Source organism: Enterobacter cloacae complex sp. P18RS, from assembly GCF_014982105.1.
GTDB classification, from domain to species: domain Bacteria; phylum Pseudomonadota; class Gammaproteobacteria; order Enterobacterales; family Enterobacteriaceae; genus Enterobacter; species Enterobacter hormaechei_C.
Window position 1 is genome coordinate 633,677 of sequence record NZ_JADCKV010000006.1, and the last position, 17,484, is coordinate 651,160.

At 51.2% G+C, this 17,484-nt stretch carries 15 protein-coding genes; 13 read left to right on the forward strand and 2 right to left on the reverse strand.

Annotated features, from left to right (window positions below):
- The first annotated feature begins 47 nt into the window (after positions 1-47).
- The 10 genes from INF61_RS05485 to INF61_RS05530 all read left to right on the forward strand — a co-directional run bounded on the left by INF61_RS05485 (position 48) and on the right by INF61_RS05530 (position 12,681).
- Positions 48-311, forward strand: a complete 264-nt coding sequence (locus INF61_RS05485) for a DUF1799 domain-containing protein (protein ID WP_047056315.1) — start codon at positions 48-50, stop codon at positions 309-311.
- Positions 308-3,235, forward strand: a complete 2,928-nt coding sequence (locus tag INF61_RS05490) for a phage tail tape measure protein (protein ID WP_193547594.1) — start codon at positions 308-310, stop codon at positions 3,233-3,235. The genes INF61_RS05485 and INF61_RS05490 overlap by 4 nt, the downstream gene beginning before the upstream one ends.
- 74 nt (positions 3,236-3,309) lie before the next feature.
- Positions 3,310-4,113, forward strand: coding sequence for a DUF6694 family lipoprotein (locus tag INF61_RS05495; protein ID WP_045629657.1), 804 nt, complete (start codon positions 3,310-3,312; stop codon positions 4,111-4,113).
- 54 nt (positions 4,114-4,167) lie between these two features.
- A complete protein-coding gene (locus tag INF61_RS05500; protein WP_193547595.1) occupies positions 4,168-4,515 on the forward strand; it encodes a phage tail protein in 348 nt (115 codons plus the stop codon).
- The gene (locus INF61_RS05505; protein ID WP_193547596.1) at positions 4,512-5,267 is read left to right on the forward strand and encodes a phage minor tail protein L; all 756 of its coding nucleotides are present in this window, start codon (positions 4,512-4,514) and stop codon (positions 5,265-5,267) included. The genes INF61_RS05500 and INF61_RS05505 overlap by 4 nt, the downstream gene beginning before the upstream one ends.
- Position 5,268: 1 nt before the next feature.
- Positions 5,269-5,979 carry a C40 family peptidase gene (locus tag INF61_RS05510; protein ID WP_045336364.1) on the forward strand — a complete coding sequence of 237 codons (711 nt, stop codon included), beginning with the start codon at positions 5,269-5,271 and terminating at the stop codon, positions 5,977-5,979.
- 32 nt (positions 5,980-6,011) lie between these two features.
- Positions 6,012-6,641 carry a tail assembly protein gene (locus tag INF61_RS05515; protein ID WP_059294648.1) on the forward strand — a complete coding sequence of 210 codons (630 nt, stop codon included), beginning with the start codon at positions 6,012-6,014 and terminating at the stop codon, positions 6,639-6,641.
- A 52-nt stretch (positions 6,642-6,693) separates the two neighbouring features.
- Entirely contained in the window at positions 6,694-10,281 is a 3,588-nt protein-coding gene (locus INF61_RS05520) for a phage tail protein (RefSeq protein ID WP_193547597.1), read from the forward strand.
- A 1-nt stretch (position 10,282) separates the two neighbouring features.
- Positions 10,283-11,248, forward strand: coding sequence for a DUF6453 family protein (locus INF61_RS05525; protein WP_193547598.1), 966 nt, complete (start codon positions 10,283-10,285; stop codon positions 11,246-11,248).
- A 59-nt stretch (positions 11,249-11,307) separates the two neighbouring features.
- Positions 11,308-12,681 carry a phage tail protein gene (locus INF61_RS05530; protein ID WP_193547599.1) on the forward strand — a complete coding sequence of 458 codons (1,374 nt, stop codon included), beginning with the start codon at positions 11,308-11,310 and terminating at the stop codon, positions 12,679-12,681.
- On the opposite strand, the gene INF61_RS22835 is transcribed toward INF61_RS05530, so the two are convergent.
- Entirely contained in the window at positions 12,647-13,408 is a 762-nt protein-coding gene (locus INF61_RS22835; RefSeq protein ID WP_227413443.1) for a hypothetical protein, read from the reverse strand. The two genes, INF61_RS05530 and INF61_RS22835, sit on opposite strands and share 35 nt — an antisense overlap.
- Before the next feature lie 83 nt (positions 13,409-13,491).
- Entirely contained in the window at positions 13,492-14,241 is a 750-nt protein-coding gene (locus INF61_RS23110; protein WP_017694107.1) for a hypothetical protein, read from the reverse strand.
- A gap of 130 nt (positions 14,242-14,371) precedes the next feature.
- Here INF61_RS23110 and INF61_RS05545 point away from each other — a divergent pair, with 130 nt between their 5' ends.
- The 3 genes from INF61_RS05545 to INF61_RS05555 all read left to right on the forward strand — a co-directional run bounded on the left by INF61_RS05545 (position 14,372) and on the right by INF61_RS05555 (position 16,791).
- Positions 14,372-14,929 (forward strand): recombinase family protein, encoded by a 558-nt coding sequence (locus INF61_RS05545; RefSeq protein WP_193547603.1) that lies wholly within the window; start codon positions 14,372-14,374, stop codon positions 14,927-14,929.
- A 172-nt stretch (positions 14,930-15,101) separates the two neighbouring features.
- A complete protein-coding gene (locus tag INF61_RS05550) occupies positions 15,102-15,521 on the forward strand; it encodes a translesion error-prone DNA polymerase V autoproteolytic subunit (protein ID WP_165747054.1) in 420 nt (139 codons plus the stop codon).
- Between the two features lies 1 nt (position 15,522).
- Complete coding sequence (locus INF61_RS05555; protein WP_193547600.1) at positions 15,523-16,791, forward strand: Y-family DNA polymerase; 1,269 nt, start codon at positions 15,523-15,525, stop codon at positions 16,789-16,791.
- Positions 16,792-17,484 lie beyond the last annotated feature (693 nt).

The window sequence follows — 17,484 nt, forward strand, 5'->3', positions numbered from 1 at the left end:
TAGCGGTTGCCTCGGCGTTCTATACGCCTGAGCCCACTGCGGAAGAGCTGGCACCATATGGGCTCACGCCGGATGATTACGACGATCAATACATCGATGTCTGGCCAGATGTCTGGCCTTCATTTCTGGTATTTCAGTCCGTCAGTACGCAGTGGCGCACGGGGATGGGCGGCGCAACAGGGCTTGATTACAACGTCCTTCCCTGGGTAATGCGTCTGCATAACGTACACGACGAGGTAACCGCATTTTCCGATCTCCAGATAATGGAGCGAACCGCGCTAAAAATTATGCATAAAGAGGGTGCTGGATGAGTAACGACATCGCTACTATTTCGCTGCGCGTAAATACCAGTGAACTGGAGCGCGGCAACCAGGCGCTGGATCGCTTTCAGGAGTCTGCGTCCGCCGCGGCAGGTAAAGCGGATGACCTGAACAGTACGTTCCGCACCGGGATCGACAACCAGAAAAAAAACAGCGAAAGCCTGAAACAGCAACGGCAGGAACTGCAAAACTTGCTGAATAAAATCAGCCCTGTTAACAAGGCGCTGGACGAGCTGGATATCATTCAGGAAAGCCTGGCTAAATTCCGGAGCAAAGGTCTGGTGGGTGACGAGGACTTTACTCGTTACAACAGCGTGCTTGAGACGACCCGCGCGAAACTAGCGCAGGTCATGGAATCTGAAACAGCGGAGGGCCGTGCTCGCATTGAGCAGGCACAGGCAGCACAACGGGCAGCTGCCGCAGGCAAAACTTTTATCGACTCACTTGAGGACCAGGTTTCAGCAATCGGAAAAACCCGTGCAGAGTTGCTCGAACTGACGGCGGCCCAGCTCGGCGTATCGGATCGCGCTGCGCCAATGATTGCCCGACTAAAAGAGCAGGAAGAGTCCTGGAAATCTGGAGCTATCAGTGCGGGGCAGTACCGTAATGCCATGCGTTACCTGCCAATGCAAATGACGGATATTGTGACCTCACTGGCCTCCGGTATGCCGGTTTATATGGTCGCTATCCAGCAGGGTGGCCAGCTGCGTGATTCCTTTGGCGGAGTGGGGAACGCGCTAAAAGCGATGTTATCCATGGTAACCCCGGCGCGTGTTGCGATTGGTGGTCTGGCTGGCGCTGTACTGATTGCGGCAAAAGCGGGATCGGACTACTTCACAGCCTATGACGAAATCAATAAAGCTATCATCCGCACCGGAAACATAGCCGGTACGTCAGCCCTACAGATTATGGCATCCTCCCAGTCAATCTCTGCTTCAACCGGGGCTACGGTGGGCACTGTCCAGAGTCTGATGACAGAGCTGGTTGGTATCGGCTCAATGACCCAGCAACAGCTTGAGAAAGCTACCAAAGCGACAGCACTGGCAGTTGAAACTGGTATCGTTTCGGCTCAGGACATTACCAAAGCTTATAAGGATATTGAAAAGGATCCGGTTAAGGCTCTTCAGAACCTTAATGAGCAATTCAACTTTCTCACCGTTTCACAGCTAAAGCACATTGACGAGCTAGTTAAGCAGAAAGACCAGACCGCTGCCGTTACTCAAGCTATGGGTTTGTTTGGCGACACGATGGCAGAGCGCGGAGAGCAGGCTTACGACTCGCTGACACCATTTGGCCGCCTGTGGCTTGATATCAAGGGATGGGCGTCTGAGGCTATGCAGAGCATCGGTCAGTGGGTGGCTGAACTGGCATCAAACACGCTAAAGGAATTTAACGCAATTTATTACAGCGTCGCGATAGTTTTCCAGAAGCTGAACCAGATTATTTCTTCTTCTATCGCGGCTGCGATTAATCTCGTTCCTGACTGGGCGAAAACTGATACTTTGCAGGGATGGCAGGACTATAACGAACAAATGGCCGGCGCTTATGGTAACAGCGTGTCTCAGCTGAAAAAGGACTGGGACGCGGCTGACATTAGCGCAGGCAAGTACCTCGATACATCCCGCAAGATAAGCGCCGCGACCACTCAGAAGGATCGGGAAGCAGTCGCTTCGTTTGGCAAAAAAACGAAAACAGGAAAACAGGGCACTGTATCTGCTGGCGACCGCAGTGCTGACGCTGCTCAGGCCGAATTGCTGGCGCTTCAGGCGCAGTTGCGTGCTCTTCAGCAGCATAAAGGGCTGAACGACACTATCAGCCAGCAGCGCAAAGATCTGTGGACCACTGAGGCGAAATTTCAGGTACTGGAAGAAGCCTCGCGTTCACGTTCACTGACGAAGCAGGAACAATCCCTGCTGGCGAGTAAAGACCAGGTGCTTCAGTTGGCACGGCAGAAAGCCCTGTTAGGTGATCAGATTACCGCACAGGACCAGCTGAACAAGCGAATGGATACCTCTCAGAAATATGTCACGCAGATGGCTGAGAAACAGGCTGCTTTGGTTGGTGGAGCTGGAATGAGCGATCGGTTAGCTCAGCGTGAACTCGCGAAAAGTCAGCTTGCTTCTGGCTGGATCAACTCAGGCGGCACGCTTGACGACGAGAGTTATCAAAAGCAGCTTAAAGCGGCGAATGATTACTATGATGCCGAGGACCGGTTACGTGGCGACTGGCTGACTGGCGCGAAAAAGGGCTGGGCTGAATTTGAGGACAGCGCGACCAATGTTTACTCGCAGGTGCAGACTATTACCAGCAATGCGTTCACCGGGATGGCCAGCACGCTCACCGACTTTTTTACTACAGGTAAATCTAACTTCTCAGATTTCCTGTCTACCTTCCTGAAGGGCACCGCCCAAATGCTTACGCAGTTGGCATTGGTCAACGGAATGAAGTCAGCCTTTGGTGGAACGGCAATAGGTAATTTCTTCGGAATACAGGCCTGGTCAGGTGGTTACATTCCTGAGTTTGATAAGGGCGGCGCGGTTGGCTATACCGGAGATGGGGGAAAATATCAGCCAAAAGGTGTCGTTCATGGCGGTGAATTCGTCTTTACCAAAGAGGCAACAAGTGCGCTGGGGGTTGGAAACCTCTATTCACTTATGCGAAGCGCACAGGGTTATGCAAATGGCGGTTATGTTGGCCACGCTCCGATGTATGGGCTTCAGTCATCATCGGCCGGTGGGGTAAGTATTCAAACGTCCGTAGTTGTTCAAAACCAAAATTCACAGCAGCAGACTTCTGCAAATAACGATGCTGTTTCTCGCGCTTACAAGCAGACTATTGATCAATCTGTTCGGGCAGGTATTGCGAAACAACTTCAGCCTGGTGGCCTCATCTGGAATGCGACGAAATCAAGATGATTTGAGTAGCAAATTTTGTCGTTATGCTAACACCTGATAGGATTAATCCCAATTTTTACTGATGGAATAGAGACATGAAAAAAATTGTCGGTGTGTTATTGCTTTCTTTCTTATTGGCCGGGTGCGAGAAACCTAAAATTGACTCATCAACTGATGATGCAATGAAATCATCTATAGCCAAGGTCAGAGAGTCACTTCCAGAAAATAAACGGGATGAATTTGATAACGCTTTAAAAGTCGTTGCGTTCAGTAACATTAACATGGCTGACCTAATGCGTGCATCGTCGGAAAGTGATAAAGAAGACCTAAGCAAGAAGATGCGCGAACCCTTGTCTGGCAAAACTGGTGATGAAATCATTTCTTATGCTCAGCAAGTTACTGCCGAGAGGGAACTTAAGCAGAAAGAGCAGGCAATTCAGGAAATCAAAGAGCTTGAACAGAAAAAAGCTGATTCTGAGAAGGCCAAAGAAGAGCTCAAAAAAGTACAGGTTCTATCATCTCGATTTAGCCTGGAACCTGAAGAGTATGGGAAGCCACAACCTATTATTCGCCTTGTTGTGAAAAACAATACTGATAAAGCTATTTCCCGAGTGTTCTTCAATGGAGTGATAGCCAGCGATGGACGTTCAGTTCCATGGCTGGAAAAAGACTTTAACTACGAAATTGCGGGCGGGCTGGAGCCGGGTGAAGAAGCTACTTGGGCATTGGCTCCGAATAAGTTTTCTGAATGGGGGCAGGTTGATGCTCCAGCTGACGCGGTCTTCACAGTTACAGTAACGAGAGTAAATGGTGCAGATAAAGAGGCGCTGTTTGATGCTTCTGCCTTTACTGAGCAAGAAAATAGCAGGCTCGAAGATTTAAAGAAAAAATATCTTTGATCTATAGTCACTACTTAACCCGCTTCGGCGGGTTTTTTTATGCCCGGAGGAAACGTGGCAATCGAAACATTCACCTGGCGAACACAGATACAGTCGGGAATGGAAGGGTCGTTCAGTCTAAAAACGCGCTCTGCAACCTTTGGCGACGGCTATGAGCAGATTGCCGGGGAAGGCATCAACCCTGAAAAGCAGTCATGGCCTGTAACCCTAACGGGCAAAAAAACGGACATGCTCCAGGCCCTGAAATTCTTTCGTTCTCACATTACAAAGTCATTCATCTGGACATCGCCAGTTGGTGAAACTGGGCTCTACCGGATTGAGGCCGAATCAATCAAGTCACAGCCCTTATCCAGCAACGTTCTGACCATTTCCGCAACATTCAAACAGGCGTACGCACCATGATCACAGCAGACTATCAAAGCCTTGAGCCCGGTAATAAAGTCCGGCTTATCGAAGTTGATGGCTCTACGTTCGGCGTGGATGATGTACTGCGATTTCACGCATACAACCTCCCGCACACAGAAGAAGAAATCGCTGCCGCTGGTGGCAATGAATCAAAGCTGAAGGCGAAAAGTATCTGGTGGCAGGGGGAGGAATATGCCGCCTGGCCGTATCAAATTGAAGGGCTTGAAGCCTCCACAGACGGCAACAGCGCCCAGCCAACGCTCACGGTTGCAGATATCGATAGCAAGATTACAGCGCTGTGCCTGGCTTATGACGATATGCTACAGGCGAAAGTCACTATCCATGATACCTATTCGCATTATCTCGACGCGAAGAACTTCCCGGAAGGTAATACAACAGCTGATCCACAACAGGTCAGAAAACGCGTTTTCTACATTGATGGAAAAAAAAGCGAAATTCCTGGTGAAAGTATCGAATTCGTACTCGATAGCCCGATGTCGTTACAGGGAAAGATGATTCCTACACGTCAACTTCATTCTCTGTGTACCTGGTGTATCCGGAATAAATATCGCACCGGCGATGGCTGCGACTATGCCGGAACCCGCTATTTCGATAAAAACAACAACCCGGTGAGCGACCCCTCTCTGGATGAATGCAACAGCACGCTTACGGCCTGTAAGCTCCGGCATGGAGACGGCAACGAACTGCCGTTCGGTGGGTTCCCTGGCACGTCTTTGATCAGGAGCTGATATGCGTCAGAAAACCATCGATGCGATTATGGCTCATGCTGCAGCTGAGTATCCTCGCGAGTGTTGCGGCGTGGTGGCGCAGAAAAGCCGTGTTGAACGTTATTTCCCGTGCCGGAATCTTGCCGCGGCGCCGGAGGACAATTTTGTACTTTGCCCCGAAGACTATGCAGCTGCAGAAGACTGGGGGAAGGTGATCGCCATCGCTCACAGTCACCCAGATGCCACGACGCAACCGAGCGAGCTGGATAAAGCGCAATGCGATGCAACCCTTTTACCCTGGCATATCGTGAGCTGGCCGGAGGGGGATTTACGGACCATCCAGCCGCGTGGAGAACTGCCGCTGCTGGAGCGACCGTTTGTGCTTGGTCACTTCGACTGCTGGGGTCTGGTGATGAGCTATTACCGGCAAACACACGGGATAGAGCTTCACGATTACCGGGTCGATTATCCCTGGTGGGAAAACGACTACCCGGACAACTTCTATCAGGATTGCTGGTATGAGTGCGGATTCCGTGAATTCGACGGGCCGCCAAAACCTGGCGATATGGTGATCATGCAGGTTCAGGCTGATAAGTGGAATCATGCGGGGATTCTGCTGGAAGGCAACATGCTACTGCATCACCTTTATGGGCATCTGAGCCAGCGCGTACCTTATGGCGGTTACTGGCGTGAGCGCACAATGAAAATACTGCGCTTTAAAGACTGTTTCTGATAACCGCCTGTGGCAGTTTTTATGGGGGAAAAATGGCTGCATTACTCAATGTTGAGCCGGTCCGCACAATTCGATTGTACGGCGTGCTAGGCGCCACCTTCGGGCGTGAATATCGTTTGTCAGTAGCTTCACCTAAAGAGGCCATCCGCGCCCTGAGCGTTATCGTGCCGGGTTTTGAGCGTTTCCTGAATACCAGTAAGCAACGAGGTTTAACTTATGCGGTATTCAGCGGGAAACGAAACCTCTTAAACGATGAGCTCAGTATGGACAGGAGCAAAGAGGAAATCCGCATCGCGCCGGTGATCATCGGCAGTAAGCGAGCCGGTGTGTTTCAGACAATCCTCGGGGTTGCCCTTGTCGCTGTTGCTGCGTTCGTTACGGGAGGGGCCGCGATCGGGATTGGGGGTACCGCTTTCGCTGGTGGATGGGGCGCTGTGGCGGGGATTGGGGCATCAATGGCGATCGGCGGCGTAGTCCAGATGCTTTCTCCACAGACAACCGGGCTCGCCAGTAAGCAATCTGCGGATAACCAAGCCAGCTACGCCTTTGGTGGAGTAACAAACACGACAGCTCAGGGGAATCCGGTACCACTTCTTTATGGCCGCCGGCGAATCGGCGGCGCGATTATTTCTGCCGGGATTTATGTCGAAGATCAGCAATAAATAATCACCTTCTTTCAGGCCACCTTCGGGTGGCTTTTTTTATGGGCGCAATATGGCAACTGCAATCGCTATAAAAGGCCGCAAGGGCGGCAGCTCAAGTTCCCGAACCCCTACCGAACAGCCTGATGATCTGCAATCTGTAGCAAAGGCAAAAATCCTCGTTGCACTGGGAGAGGGGGAGTTTGCAGGGCAACTGACGGCGAAAGATATCTACCTGGACGGAACGGCTCTTGAGAATGCTGACGGCTCTCAAAACTTCAGCGGCGTTACGTGGGAATTTCGCGCGGGAACTCAGGCGCAAAAATATATTCAGGGCATACCCGGTACCGAAAACGAAATCAACGTGGGAACTGAGGTATCGAGCGCTACAGCGTGGACGCGCACGTTTACTAATACGCAGCTTTCAGCTGTTCGCCTGCGCCTGAAATGGCCTTCGCTTTTCAAGCAGGAGGACGACGGCGATCTGGTCGGTTACTCGGTTAATTACGCGATTGACCTGCAGACGGACGGCGGCACATGGCAGACGGTACTCAATACCAGCGTGACCGGGAAAACCACATCCGGTTATGAACGCAGCCATCGCATCGATTTACCGAAAGCTGGCAGCACCTGGACCATCAGACTGCGCAAAATTACCGCTGACGCAAACAGTGCCAAAATTGGCGACACGATGACGCTCCAAAGTTATACAGAGGTCATCGATGCCAAACTGCGCTATCCAAACACAGCTCTGTTGTACATTGAGTTTGATTCCAGCCAGTTCAATGGCTCTATTCCACAAATTGCCTGTGAACCACGTGGTCGTGTCATCCGCGTACCGGATACTTACGACCCGGAAACAAGAACTTATAGCGGTACGTGGCTTGGGACATTCAAATGGGCCTGGACAGATAACCCTGCGTGGATATTCTACGACCTGGTGGTTAGCGACCGTTTCGGGCTTGGGGATCGTCTCACAACAGCGAACATAGACAAATGGACACTTTACCAGGTTGCACAGTATTGCGATCAGATGGTGCCGGATGGCAAAGGCGGAAGTGGCACCGAACCACGTTATACCTGCAACGTATACATTCAGGAACGCAACGACGCTTATACGGTCCTGCGTGATTTTGCTGCTATCTTCCGCGGGATGACCTACTGGGGCGACGACCAGATTGTTGCGCTGGCGGACATGCCGAGGGATGTTGATTTTACATACACTCATGCGAACGTTATCGATGGCCGGTTTACCTATTCCAGCAGCACCACAAAGAACCGTTATACCAATGCGCTCGTATCCTGGTCTGATCCTGATAACGCCTATTCTGATGCGATGGAACCTGTTTTTGAACAGGCGCTGGTTTCGCGTTATGGTTTTAATCAACTTGAGATAACAGCTATTGGTTGTACCCGGCAATCGGAGGCGAACCGAAAGGGGCGATGGGGGATCCTCACCAATAACAAAGATCGCGTTGTTACTTTCAATGTAGGGGAAGACGGTAACATTCCACAGCCTGGCTATGTAATTGCTGTAGCCGACCGAAATCTTTCCGGACGTGACCTTGGCGGCCGTGTTTCTGCGGTGAATGGTCGTGTTTTGACGCTGGACAGGGCACCGGATGCATCTTCGGACGACAGGATGATTGTCAATCTGCCATCAGGGGTTTCGCAGTCACGCACCATCCAGTCGATAAGGGGCAATAAAGTAACCGTTACGACTGCTTACAGCGAAACGCCTGTGGCTGAGGCCGTATGGGGCATTGAGTCTGATGAGCTCTACGCACAGCAGTATCGCGTTATTACGGTAACTGATAATAATGACGGCACGTTCACAATCGTCGGTGCAAATCACGATCCGGATAAATTCGATCGCATTGATACGGGAGCCATCATTGACCAGCGGCCGGTGAGCGTGATCCCGCCGGGCAACCAGTCGCCGCCTGCGAACATCGTGATCAGCTCGTTTTCTGTGGTACAGCAAAATATCAGCGTCGAAACGATGCGCGTGAGCTGGGACCAAGCGCAGAACGCTATCGCCTATGAAGCGCAATGGCGCCGCAACGACGGGAACTGGGTTAACGTGCCGCGCAGCTCCACCACGTCATTCGACGTCCCCGGGATTTATGCAGGGCGCTACCTAGTGCGCGTACGCGCAATCAATGCCGCAGAAATCTCGTCCGGATGGGGCTATTCAGAAGAGAAAACGCTGACGGGGAAAGTGGGCAATCCACCGAAGCCGGTCGGCTTCATCGCTTCTGAAAACGTGGTATTCGGTATTGAGCTGAGCTGGGGATTCCCCGCGAATACCGACGACACGCTGAAGACGGAAATTCAGTACAGCCTGACCGGGACGGAAGACGATGTGATGCTGCTGGCAGACGTACCCTTTCCGCAGCGCAAGTATCAGCAGATGGGCCTAAAGGCAGGGCAAATTTTCTGGTACCGCGCGCAGCTGGTGGACCGCAGCGGAAACGAATCAGGGTATACAGAGTTTGTGCGCGGGCAGGCCAGCATCGATGTATCCGACATCACCGATGCAATCCTGGAGGACATGAAAGGCTCCGATACGTTCAAAGACCTGATCGAGAACGCGGTGGACAGCAATGAAAAAATTGCTGGCATGGCTGACGACATCAAACAGGCCAACGACGAACTGGAGCAACAGGCGCAGAAAATTGCCCAAAATGCCCAGGATATCGGGAAGGTTCAGACCAGCGTTACAAACCTGTCGAGCAAGGTCGGAGATGTGTCTTCTTCTCTGAACGAGCTTGAGCAGACAGTAGCGACGGCCGATACCGCACTGGGTCAGCGAATCGATAACATCAGCGTGTCTATGGACGGCATGACGGGAGGAGTGAAGAACTCCGCCATCGCGATTATTCAGGGCAACCTGGCGCAGGTAGCGGCGCGCAAAACGCTGTCTGCATCCGTCGCCGGTAACAGCGCGCAGCTGGACCGCATTGATGAGGTGATCGTCAACGAGAAGGAGGCGACGGCGCGCTCGCTGCTGAGTTTGCAGACTGACGTGAACGGCAACAAGGCATCCATCAACAGCCTGAACCAGACGTTCTCCGATTACCAGCAGGCTATGGCCACGCAGGTAAACAGCATCACGGCAACCGTCAACGGGCATACTTCAGCGATCACCACCAACGCGCAGGCCATTGCGAACGTCAACGGGGACCTGAAGGCGATGTACAGCATCAAGGTCGGGTTATCCAGCAACGGCCAGTACTACGCCGCAGGGATGGGAATAGGTGTGGAGAATACGCCGTCCGGCATGCAGTCGCAGGTTATCTTCCTGGCTGACCGCTTCGCCGTTACTCACCAGGCAGGAGCGACCGTTACGCTTCCGTTCGTTATCCAGAACGGGCAGACCATAATCCGGAACACGGTCATTGGAGACGGGACGATTGGAAACGCCAAGATCGGCAGCTATATCCAATCTTCAACCTGGGACGGCACCGGGAACGTTGGCTGGCACATCAACAAATCTGGCTACGCGACGTTTAACAACGTGACCGTTCGCGGCTCGATTTACGCCACAAACGGTAATTTTTCTTTCAATGGCTCCGGCAACACAACGGTGATTAATGGTAATGGCGTAACCATTAATATTCCGGGTGGAGGTCGCATCGTACTGGGGACATGGACATAAAATGCCGACAGGATTATTGATAGAACTTAATGACGGTGGAAAACGAATGGAGATCACGGCGGGCCTGCGGTGCCCGTCATTTGGGGCCAACTTTGACAGTGGCTACCAGAAAGCCAAGTACGCTGATGTTGCCGGTTATGTTTCCGGGGCGCAGGTGCTGTTTATCCCTCACGCGACGGCTTATCTTGATTCAGGGCTGCTTCATAAAATGAACTCGGTCACCATATCCGGTGGACGCGTGACGCAGAACTCAACGATGAAGGATGTAAGCATCAGTGAGCGTGAAAGTACGTACACGTTCCCCGGAAGTCTCTGGCAGATATTTCCGTCAGGCCAGCGTAGTGGGGTGGGGCTGCTAATCAGCAACAGCACTGACTTCACCTCAATAACCAATGCCACGCAGTCAGGGCAGTGTATCTGGAAGGGGACCGTCAATGTCCCCACAGGCGGCTGGGCAGTTCCCACGATAGCGGGGTACGACAAGTCCAAATATATTGTCTTTGGGCGCTGCAATAGCGTTAACACCGTCGATTTCGATGGCAACACGGTCAGGTTCTTCAGCCCTCCATCCACCAACGATGACGCTCCGACGACCGGCACGATAGATATTGTCATCTTCGCCAGTGGTGTGGCGCCGCAGCCGGGCACCGGGCTAAACATCTTCAATGCAGCCGGGGCTTGCACGTTTTCGACGACAAGGCGGCCTTTCGTTTACCTCAATCAACTCTGGACGCCTTCGAAAAATACCGTGAGCATCGGCAGCGGCTATGTTCCGCTGGGCAGATTCGGGCTGATGGCTCACGAAGTAAATGGCATGTACGTGTATCGAATGTTCGGAATAAAAATACAGAACGGCAGTGCTTCAGTTCAGGGTGGGAAATATCTGGGGCGCGAGCGGTATGCAATTTTTGGTAATGACACGGTAACTCCACTGAACCTTCCCGTTCTTCCCGATATATACGTCTGAATAAACTGACTTTTTAATCAACCTCGCTCCGGCGGGGTTTTTTATTGCCTGGAGAAAATATGCTTTATAACACTGGCACCATCGCCATTAACGGAAATACAGCCACCGGCACCGGCACGAACTGGACGGCACCGGCCAGCCAGATCCGGGTTGGCCAGACGTTGTTTGTACTTTCTAACCCGGTACAGATGTTTCAGATCACCGCCATCAACAGTGCGACGTCACTGACGGTTACGCCTGCCGCGTCTCCGGCGTTGAGCGGCCAGAAGTACGGCATTCTGGTTACTGATAGTCTCTCGGTCGACGGCCTGGCGCAGAGCATGTCTCAGCTCATCAAAGAGTATGACGAGAACATCGGCGCGTGGGAGACGTTCGCCACCACCTCAGCAAACCAGAACATCACCGTTACCATCAACGGCACCGCCGTAACCATCCCAGGCATCGGTAAACTGGCTCAGAAAGGGAGCAATGGGGCGGTTGGAGTCTCTGACGGCGGGACCGGAGCAACGAATGCCGCAGGCGCTCGCACAAACCTCGGTTTGGGAAACGTAGCCACTCTTAATACTGGCGAGTCTCGTGAGAACGTAGTTACGGTAGGTTCNNTCGGTTTGGTAGACAGCAATGGTGTCATCCCATTAGAACTGGGAGGAACAGGTGCAAAGACTGCCAGTTCTGCACTCTCAAACCTTGGCGCGCTGGGCTTGAGCGGAGGTACATTAACGAATGCTCTGAATATCGCAGGTATCGCTGGCAACCCTTACGCTTTTACCGTTGAAGGACTTTCAACGGTGGGTAGTGTATGGGTTCATACGGTGATGGTTAACGGTACTCCTCGCTTCAGGGCAGGTGTTGCAGGCATTGGTGGTGCCGTCTCTTACCAAATCGCAGGAAGAAATAATGGCACCGATGCATTCTCAACAATGCTGTCTGTGAAGCCAGGCTCAGTTGTTTACACTTCTGAAAATACCACTAAATCCTCCGATGGCACGCTGAAAGCAGCTTCGCCGGTGGCCAGAATCGTGAAATCTCAGAACGAGAATCAGCGCACCGATATTGATGAAAATGATTTTATCTGGTGCGGCTGCGGTACTGCGAACACCGAAGCTGAAGGAATCAAAATTTCCCGGGTCGATGTTGGTGTTTATGTGCTGACAGGTTCGGCAGGCCTGGCGTCAGAGGGATGGCAGTTACTGCCGCCAATGGACCCTGTCGGCATGGGGGAACTGGGTGTAGTTGAGGCAGAGCAAACCGAAAACGGAGGACTGACTATCCGCCTGTTTAAGCGAAAATACCTGCTAGGCGATGACGGGGAGACCGTCAAAACGAAAGGGGAACCGATGGACGTGCCAGCGAACAGCTGGATCGATGTTCGCCTGGATATGCCTGATGATTCTGCCTTTAATCAGCGGATGAGTCAGGGACTTGAGCCATAGCCGCACGTTGATTCCAGATACTGTTTTGCGGCATCTCTACACGGACACTGACAAACTGATCGGCCGGAATGTCGGCCGCTTCGCCATCTGCGAGACCTTCCCGGGAGTTCCTCGCAAATATCGGTGCCGTCGAGTATTCCCGGTGGAATGTTTTCACGAGCACTGACCCGTCGGCATTTACCTCATAGTCAAGCCAGATCAGGGCCTGCCCGTTGCGATCTTTAGGAATATCAAAACCGCCATCAATCCCACCCCACGCCGCATCAGAGTTCATACCCATGCAGCCCTCGATCAGATACTCTCCGGCTTTCATACGAGTTACAGAACAGCCTTCTGATTCGTCATTAGTTTCAAACGAACCGTCTGCAAAAAGCTTAACTACTGGGGATGCTGCCTTAAGCGTACCGTCGCTGGCTTTCGTGGTGTTCTGCGTTGAATAAAGAGTATGCGTAGTAGAAAAACCAACGTTAGTTAGCCCGGAAACAGTGCCGTTTCCCTGGCGATATTTAAGCCCCTGAGACGTTGATGCTAACTGCCATGAAGTGTATCCGCCCCCAGTTGCATCATGCCAACCGCGCAGCGTTAACATGCCAGTGTAAACATCTACACCGCTTCCCCCGCCCCAGGCATTCGCTCCCAGCTGGATGCCGAAAGACATTCCGAGCGGGTATTGAGTAATCAGATCATACGAAGCGAGTGGCCGGAAATCACGATGAACCTGGGCCATAACAGCGGCTCCGTTTATGTACGATGACACCGGGGCAAACTGACTATCAACGTCTCGTGTAGCGCTGTTTCCCAAACCGACCTTTATTCACCCGCATCAGCAGTCATGGCCAGCTCTGCTGCTCTAATTTTTTGGTTGTATAAAGAATCAGCAGGCATTTCGACACGAACGGACACAAACTGGTCACGCGGGATGTCGACCGGATCACCGTCACTTACGCCGTCTATTTCGTTCCTGGCGAACGCTGGCGCATCAGGGTGAGTGCGGTGATAGGTTTTCAACAGTAAAGATCCATCGGCGTTAACCTCATAATCCAGCCAGATAAGCGGTTGCTTGTTGCGATCGGTTGGGATGTCAAAACCGCCATCGATGCCGCCCCATGCTGCATCTGAGTTCAGCCCCTGACATCCTTCAACCAGATATTGGCCGGTGGCCAAACGGGTTACAGTGCAGCCCTCCGATTCGTCATTCGTCCGGTATGAGCCATCCGAGAATATCGCCACCACTGGCGATGCAGCTTTCAATGTACCGTCGCTGGCGCGGGTCGTGTTGGCTGTGCCGTAAAGCATGTTAAAGGTTGAGGTTGCGGAGGTTCCTGAGGTGTTTCTTGCCAGGACCCCCACCACCCCAGTTCCGTAAGCAACGCTGATGATCGCATGTGTATCTTCAGCTGCAAAATATAGCGATGCAGCATAAGATGTTTGTGAGTTAACAGTTTTGTTGTTACGAAATACACGAGAACCTTTATCCATGAGGTTTGCCCATACTTCAGCAACTGTATCTGCGTTGAATGAGTTTCCTTTGCCTCCGAACCCAAACGCGCCCACCTCCATTACATTTCCCACTGACATTCCAACGTTCTTAGTCGCGCTACTTCCTAAACCGACGTTTTATAGATTGCCCTGCGGCAGCCATGCCGATAACTTCACCTGATTTTTTTGCAGAAAATATTGGGTGAAAAACATGCAAATTGGCTACGTAAGGGTGTCAACAAATGACCAAAATACGGATCTCCAGCGACAAGCTCTCGAACGCGCAGGATGTGAACAGGTTTTTGAGGAAAAAATGAGCGGGACGGTAGCGAACCGGCCAGCGCTTAAAAAGCTTCTGCGAACTCTGAATGAGGGCGATACGCTGGTAGTGTGGAAGCTGGATCGCCTCGGGCGAAGCATGCGAAATTTAGTTCTGCTGGTGGACGAACTCCGGCAGCGCGGCATCCACTTCAAAAGCCTTACGGACAGCATCGACACTTCCAGCCCAATGGGGCGTTTCATATTCCACATCATGTTGGCCCTGGCCGAAATGGAGAGGGAGTTAATCGTGGAACGCACCCGGGCAGGATTGGCGGCAGCCCGGGAGAAGGGACGCATAGGTGGCAGGCGTCCGAAGTTAACCCCAGAGCAATGGGCGCAGGCTGGCAGGTTGATTTCAAACGGCGTGGACAGAAAGCAGGTGGCAATTATCTATGATGTTGCTGTCTGTACGCTTTATAAAAAATTCCCTGCATCCAAACCGGCTTAAATTTGTGCATCTGGCATTTCAGACGGAAAATTTACAAAAATAATAATTCGAAGCCTGATAGAAACTTAGAAACGAAGCGGTGAAGCTTTAAACAGTCGCTACGACTAAGGTGTATTGCGCGCTGGCAGAAACGAAACTACTGTATATAAAAACAGTGTTTGAGGTATGCGTAATGGAATTTATCAGGCCTACTGAACTGCGAGAAATTATCGCCATCCCACTATACAGCGATTTGGTGCAATGTGGTTTTCCCAGCCCCGCAGCTGATTATGTAGAGCAGCGTATTGATCTTAATGAGTTGCTTGTTTCCCATCCCAGCTCAACTTATTTCGTTAAAGCCGCAGGGGATTCGATGATTGAAGCGGGGATCAGCGACGGTGATCTGCTGGTGGTTGATAGCTCACGGACTGCTGAACACGGAGACATTGTGATTGCGGCTGTGGATGGGGAATTTACTGTTAAACGCCTTCAACTGCGTCCAACTGTTCAGCTCAATCCGATGAACCGTGCTTATAGTCCGATTGTGGTAGGCAGCGAAGATACGCTGGACGTTTTCGGCGTAGTTACTTTCATTGTTAAATCGGCCAGCTGATATGTTTGCGCTCTGTGATGTGAATTCATTCTACGCATCATGCGAGACAGTGTTTAGGCCCGATTTGAGAGGACGGCCGGTGGTTGTTCTTTCGAATAATGACGGCTGCGTCATAGCGCGCAGCGCCGAGGCCAAAGCTGCTGGAATTACAATGGGGGAGCCTTTCTTCAAGCAAAAGGAGCTTTTCCGGCGTGCTGGGGTTGTTTGCTTCAGCAGTAACTACGAATTCTATGCTGACATGTCGAACCGTGTGATGACCACGCTAGAGGAAATGAGCCCTCGCGTCGAAATCTACAGCATCGATGAAGCTTTTTGCGACCTGACAGGAGTTCGCAGCTGCCGGAACCTGACGGAGTTTGGCAAAGAGATCCGCGCAACGGTTCTGAAGCGTACACATCTGACAGTTGGGGTTGGCATTGCACAGACAAAAACACTCGCTAAGCTGGCAAATCACGCCGCTAAGAAATGGCAGCGCCAGACTGGTGGGGTGGTTGATTTGTCCAATATCGACCGTCAGCGCAGATTGTTGGCTCTGGTACCAGTAGAGGACGTGTGGGGCGTCGGCAGGCGCATCACCAAGAAGCTCAATGCTATGGGTATCAAAACAGCTCTGGACCTCTCAGAACAAAGCACATGGATTATCCGCAAACACTTTAACGTGGTACTCGAGCGAACCGTCAGAGAGCTTCGCGGTGAGCCATGTCTGGATCTGGAGGAGTTTGCGCCAGCAAAGCAGGAAATTGTTTGCAGCAGGTCGTTTGGTGAACGCGTTACAGAGTACGAACAAATGCGTCAGGCTATTTGCTCCTATGCCGCTCGGGGTGCTGAAAAGCTTCGCGGTGAGCACCAGTATTGCCGCTTTATCTCTGCATTCGTTAAGACCTCTCCCTTTGCGCTTAACGAGCCATATTACGGTAACAGTGCGTCCATGAAGCTTCGCACCCCCACTCAGGATTCCCGAGACATCATCAACGCTGCGGTAAAGTGCCTGGACAATATCTGGAAGGATGGTCACCGATACCAGAAAGCCGGCATTATGCTTGGGGACTTCTTTAGCCAGGGAGTGGCCCAGCTCAACCTGTTCGACGACAGTGCCCCACGAGCTGGTAGCGAGAAGCTAATGGAGGTGCTCGATCACCTGAACGCTAAAGATGGAAAAGGAACACTCTACTTTGCCGGGCAGGGCATACAGCAGCAGTGGCAGATGAAGCGTGAAATGGTTTCTCCGCGGTACACCACCAGGTTCACCGACCTTCTGAAAGTGCGTTGATTTTAAGCTATAATTATTTCAATAGTTCGAATCATCAATATGATTTCTATCCTAGTAACTTAATTGAATAATCTTAGATTGAGATTAAAGTCGTGCAAAGAAGATATATTTGGAAAGATCCGCGATGCGAAACCGGACAAGATTACATTTGATGATGTTTATAATTTAAATATTCTCGCATCATAAAGCGTAATCTATCATAGTAAATGATGAGGCCTGGTGTTAATATGACCTCAACTAATATTGATTAAGTGACATTAGTACCGCAAAATAATTATCAATAAGGTTGATGAAACTGTTGTTCAAAAAAATATGGCCTGAGTTGTCAATTGATAAAAGTTTATTTTCCTCAGCAGAAGATAAAATCCTGTTAATTTGAGGTCTGGAGATCTTAAGTTTAGAGTATAAGGATGAGCGTGTGCAATTAGTTTTATACAGACTGGAATGGTAACCAATAATCTGATTATAAAGATGGAACATGATTATGCGGCCACCGACTCTTTCTAGGAAAACTTTCGTTAAGGGCACAAAAGAAGTAATCGAGTAGCCAAGAACCAGATGAGATGAGTAATTACTAATTACATTAATGAGTTCTTTATGATATATATTCCCACTTTTAATTGCAAATAGATCCTCATAATCACTTCTCTTTACTCTTGGATACGACACTCTCATAAAGAACAAAAACATTTC

What these genes read in the sequence shown, in the direction of transcription:
- INF61_RS05520 (WP_193547597.1), top strand. Translation starts at nt 6,694, where the DNA reads ATGGCAACTGCAATCGCTATAAAAGGCCGCAAGGGCGGCAGCTCAAGT.
- INF61_RS05495 (WP_045629657.1), top strand. Translation starts at nt 3,310, where the DNA reads ATGAAAAAAATTGTCGGTGTGTTATTGCTTTCTTTCTTATTGGCCGGG.
- INF61_RS23110 (WP_017694107.1), bottom strand. Translation starts at nt 14,241, where the DNA reads ATGGAGGTGGGCGCGTTTGGGTTCGGAGGCAAAGGAAACTCATTCAAC.
- INF61_RS05490 (WP_193547594.1), top strand. Translation starts at nt 308, where the DNA reads ATGAGTAACGACATCGCTACTATTTCGCTGCGCGTAAATACCAGTGAA.
- INF61_RS05505 (WP_193547596.1), top strand. Translation starts at nt 4,512, where the DNA reads ATGATCACAGCAGACTATCAAAGCCTTGAGCCCGGTAATAAAGTCCGG.
- INF61_RS22835 (WP_227413443.1), bottom strand. Translation starts at nt 13,408, where the DNA reads ATGGCCCAGGTTCATCGTGATTTCCGGCCACTCGCTTCGTATGATCTG.
- INF61_RS05545 (WP_193547603.1), top strand. Translation starts at nt 14,372, where the DNA reads ATGCAAATTGGCTACGTAAGGGTGTCAACAAATGACCAAAATACGGAT.
- INF61_RS05515 (WP_059294648.1), top strand. Translation starts at nt 6,012, where the DNA reads ATGGCTGCATTACTCAATGTTGAGCCGGTCCGCACAATTCGATTGTAC.
- INF61_RS05510 (WP_045336364.1), top strand. Translation starts at nt 5,269, where the DNA reads ATGCGTCAGAAAACCATCGATGCGATTATGGCTCATGCTGCAGCTGAG.
- INF61_RS05525 (WP_193547598.1), top strand. Translation starts at nt 10,283, where the DNA reads ATGCCGACAGGATTATTGATAGAACTTAATGACGGTGGAAAACGAATG.
- INF61_RS05550 (WP_165747054.1), top strand. Translation starts at nt 15,102, where the DNA reads ATGGAATTTATCAGGCCTACTGAACTGCGAGAAATTATCGCCATCCCA.
- INF61_RS05555 (WP_193547600.1), top strand. Translation starts at nt 15,523, where the DNA reads ATGTTTGCGCTCTGTGATGTGAATTCATTCTACGCATCATGCGAGACA.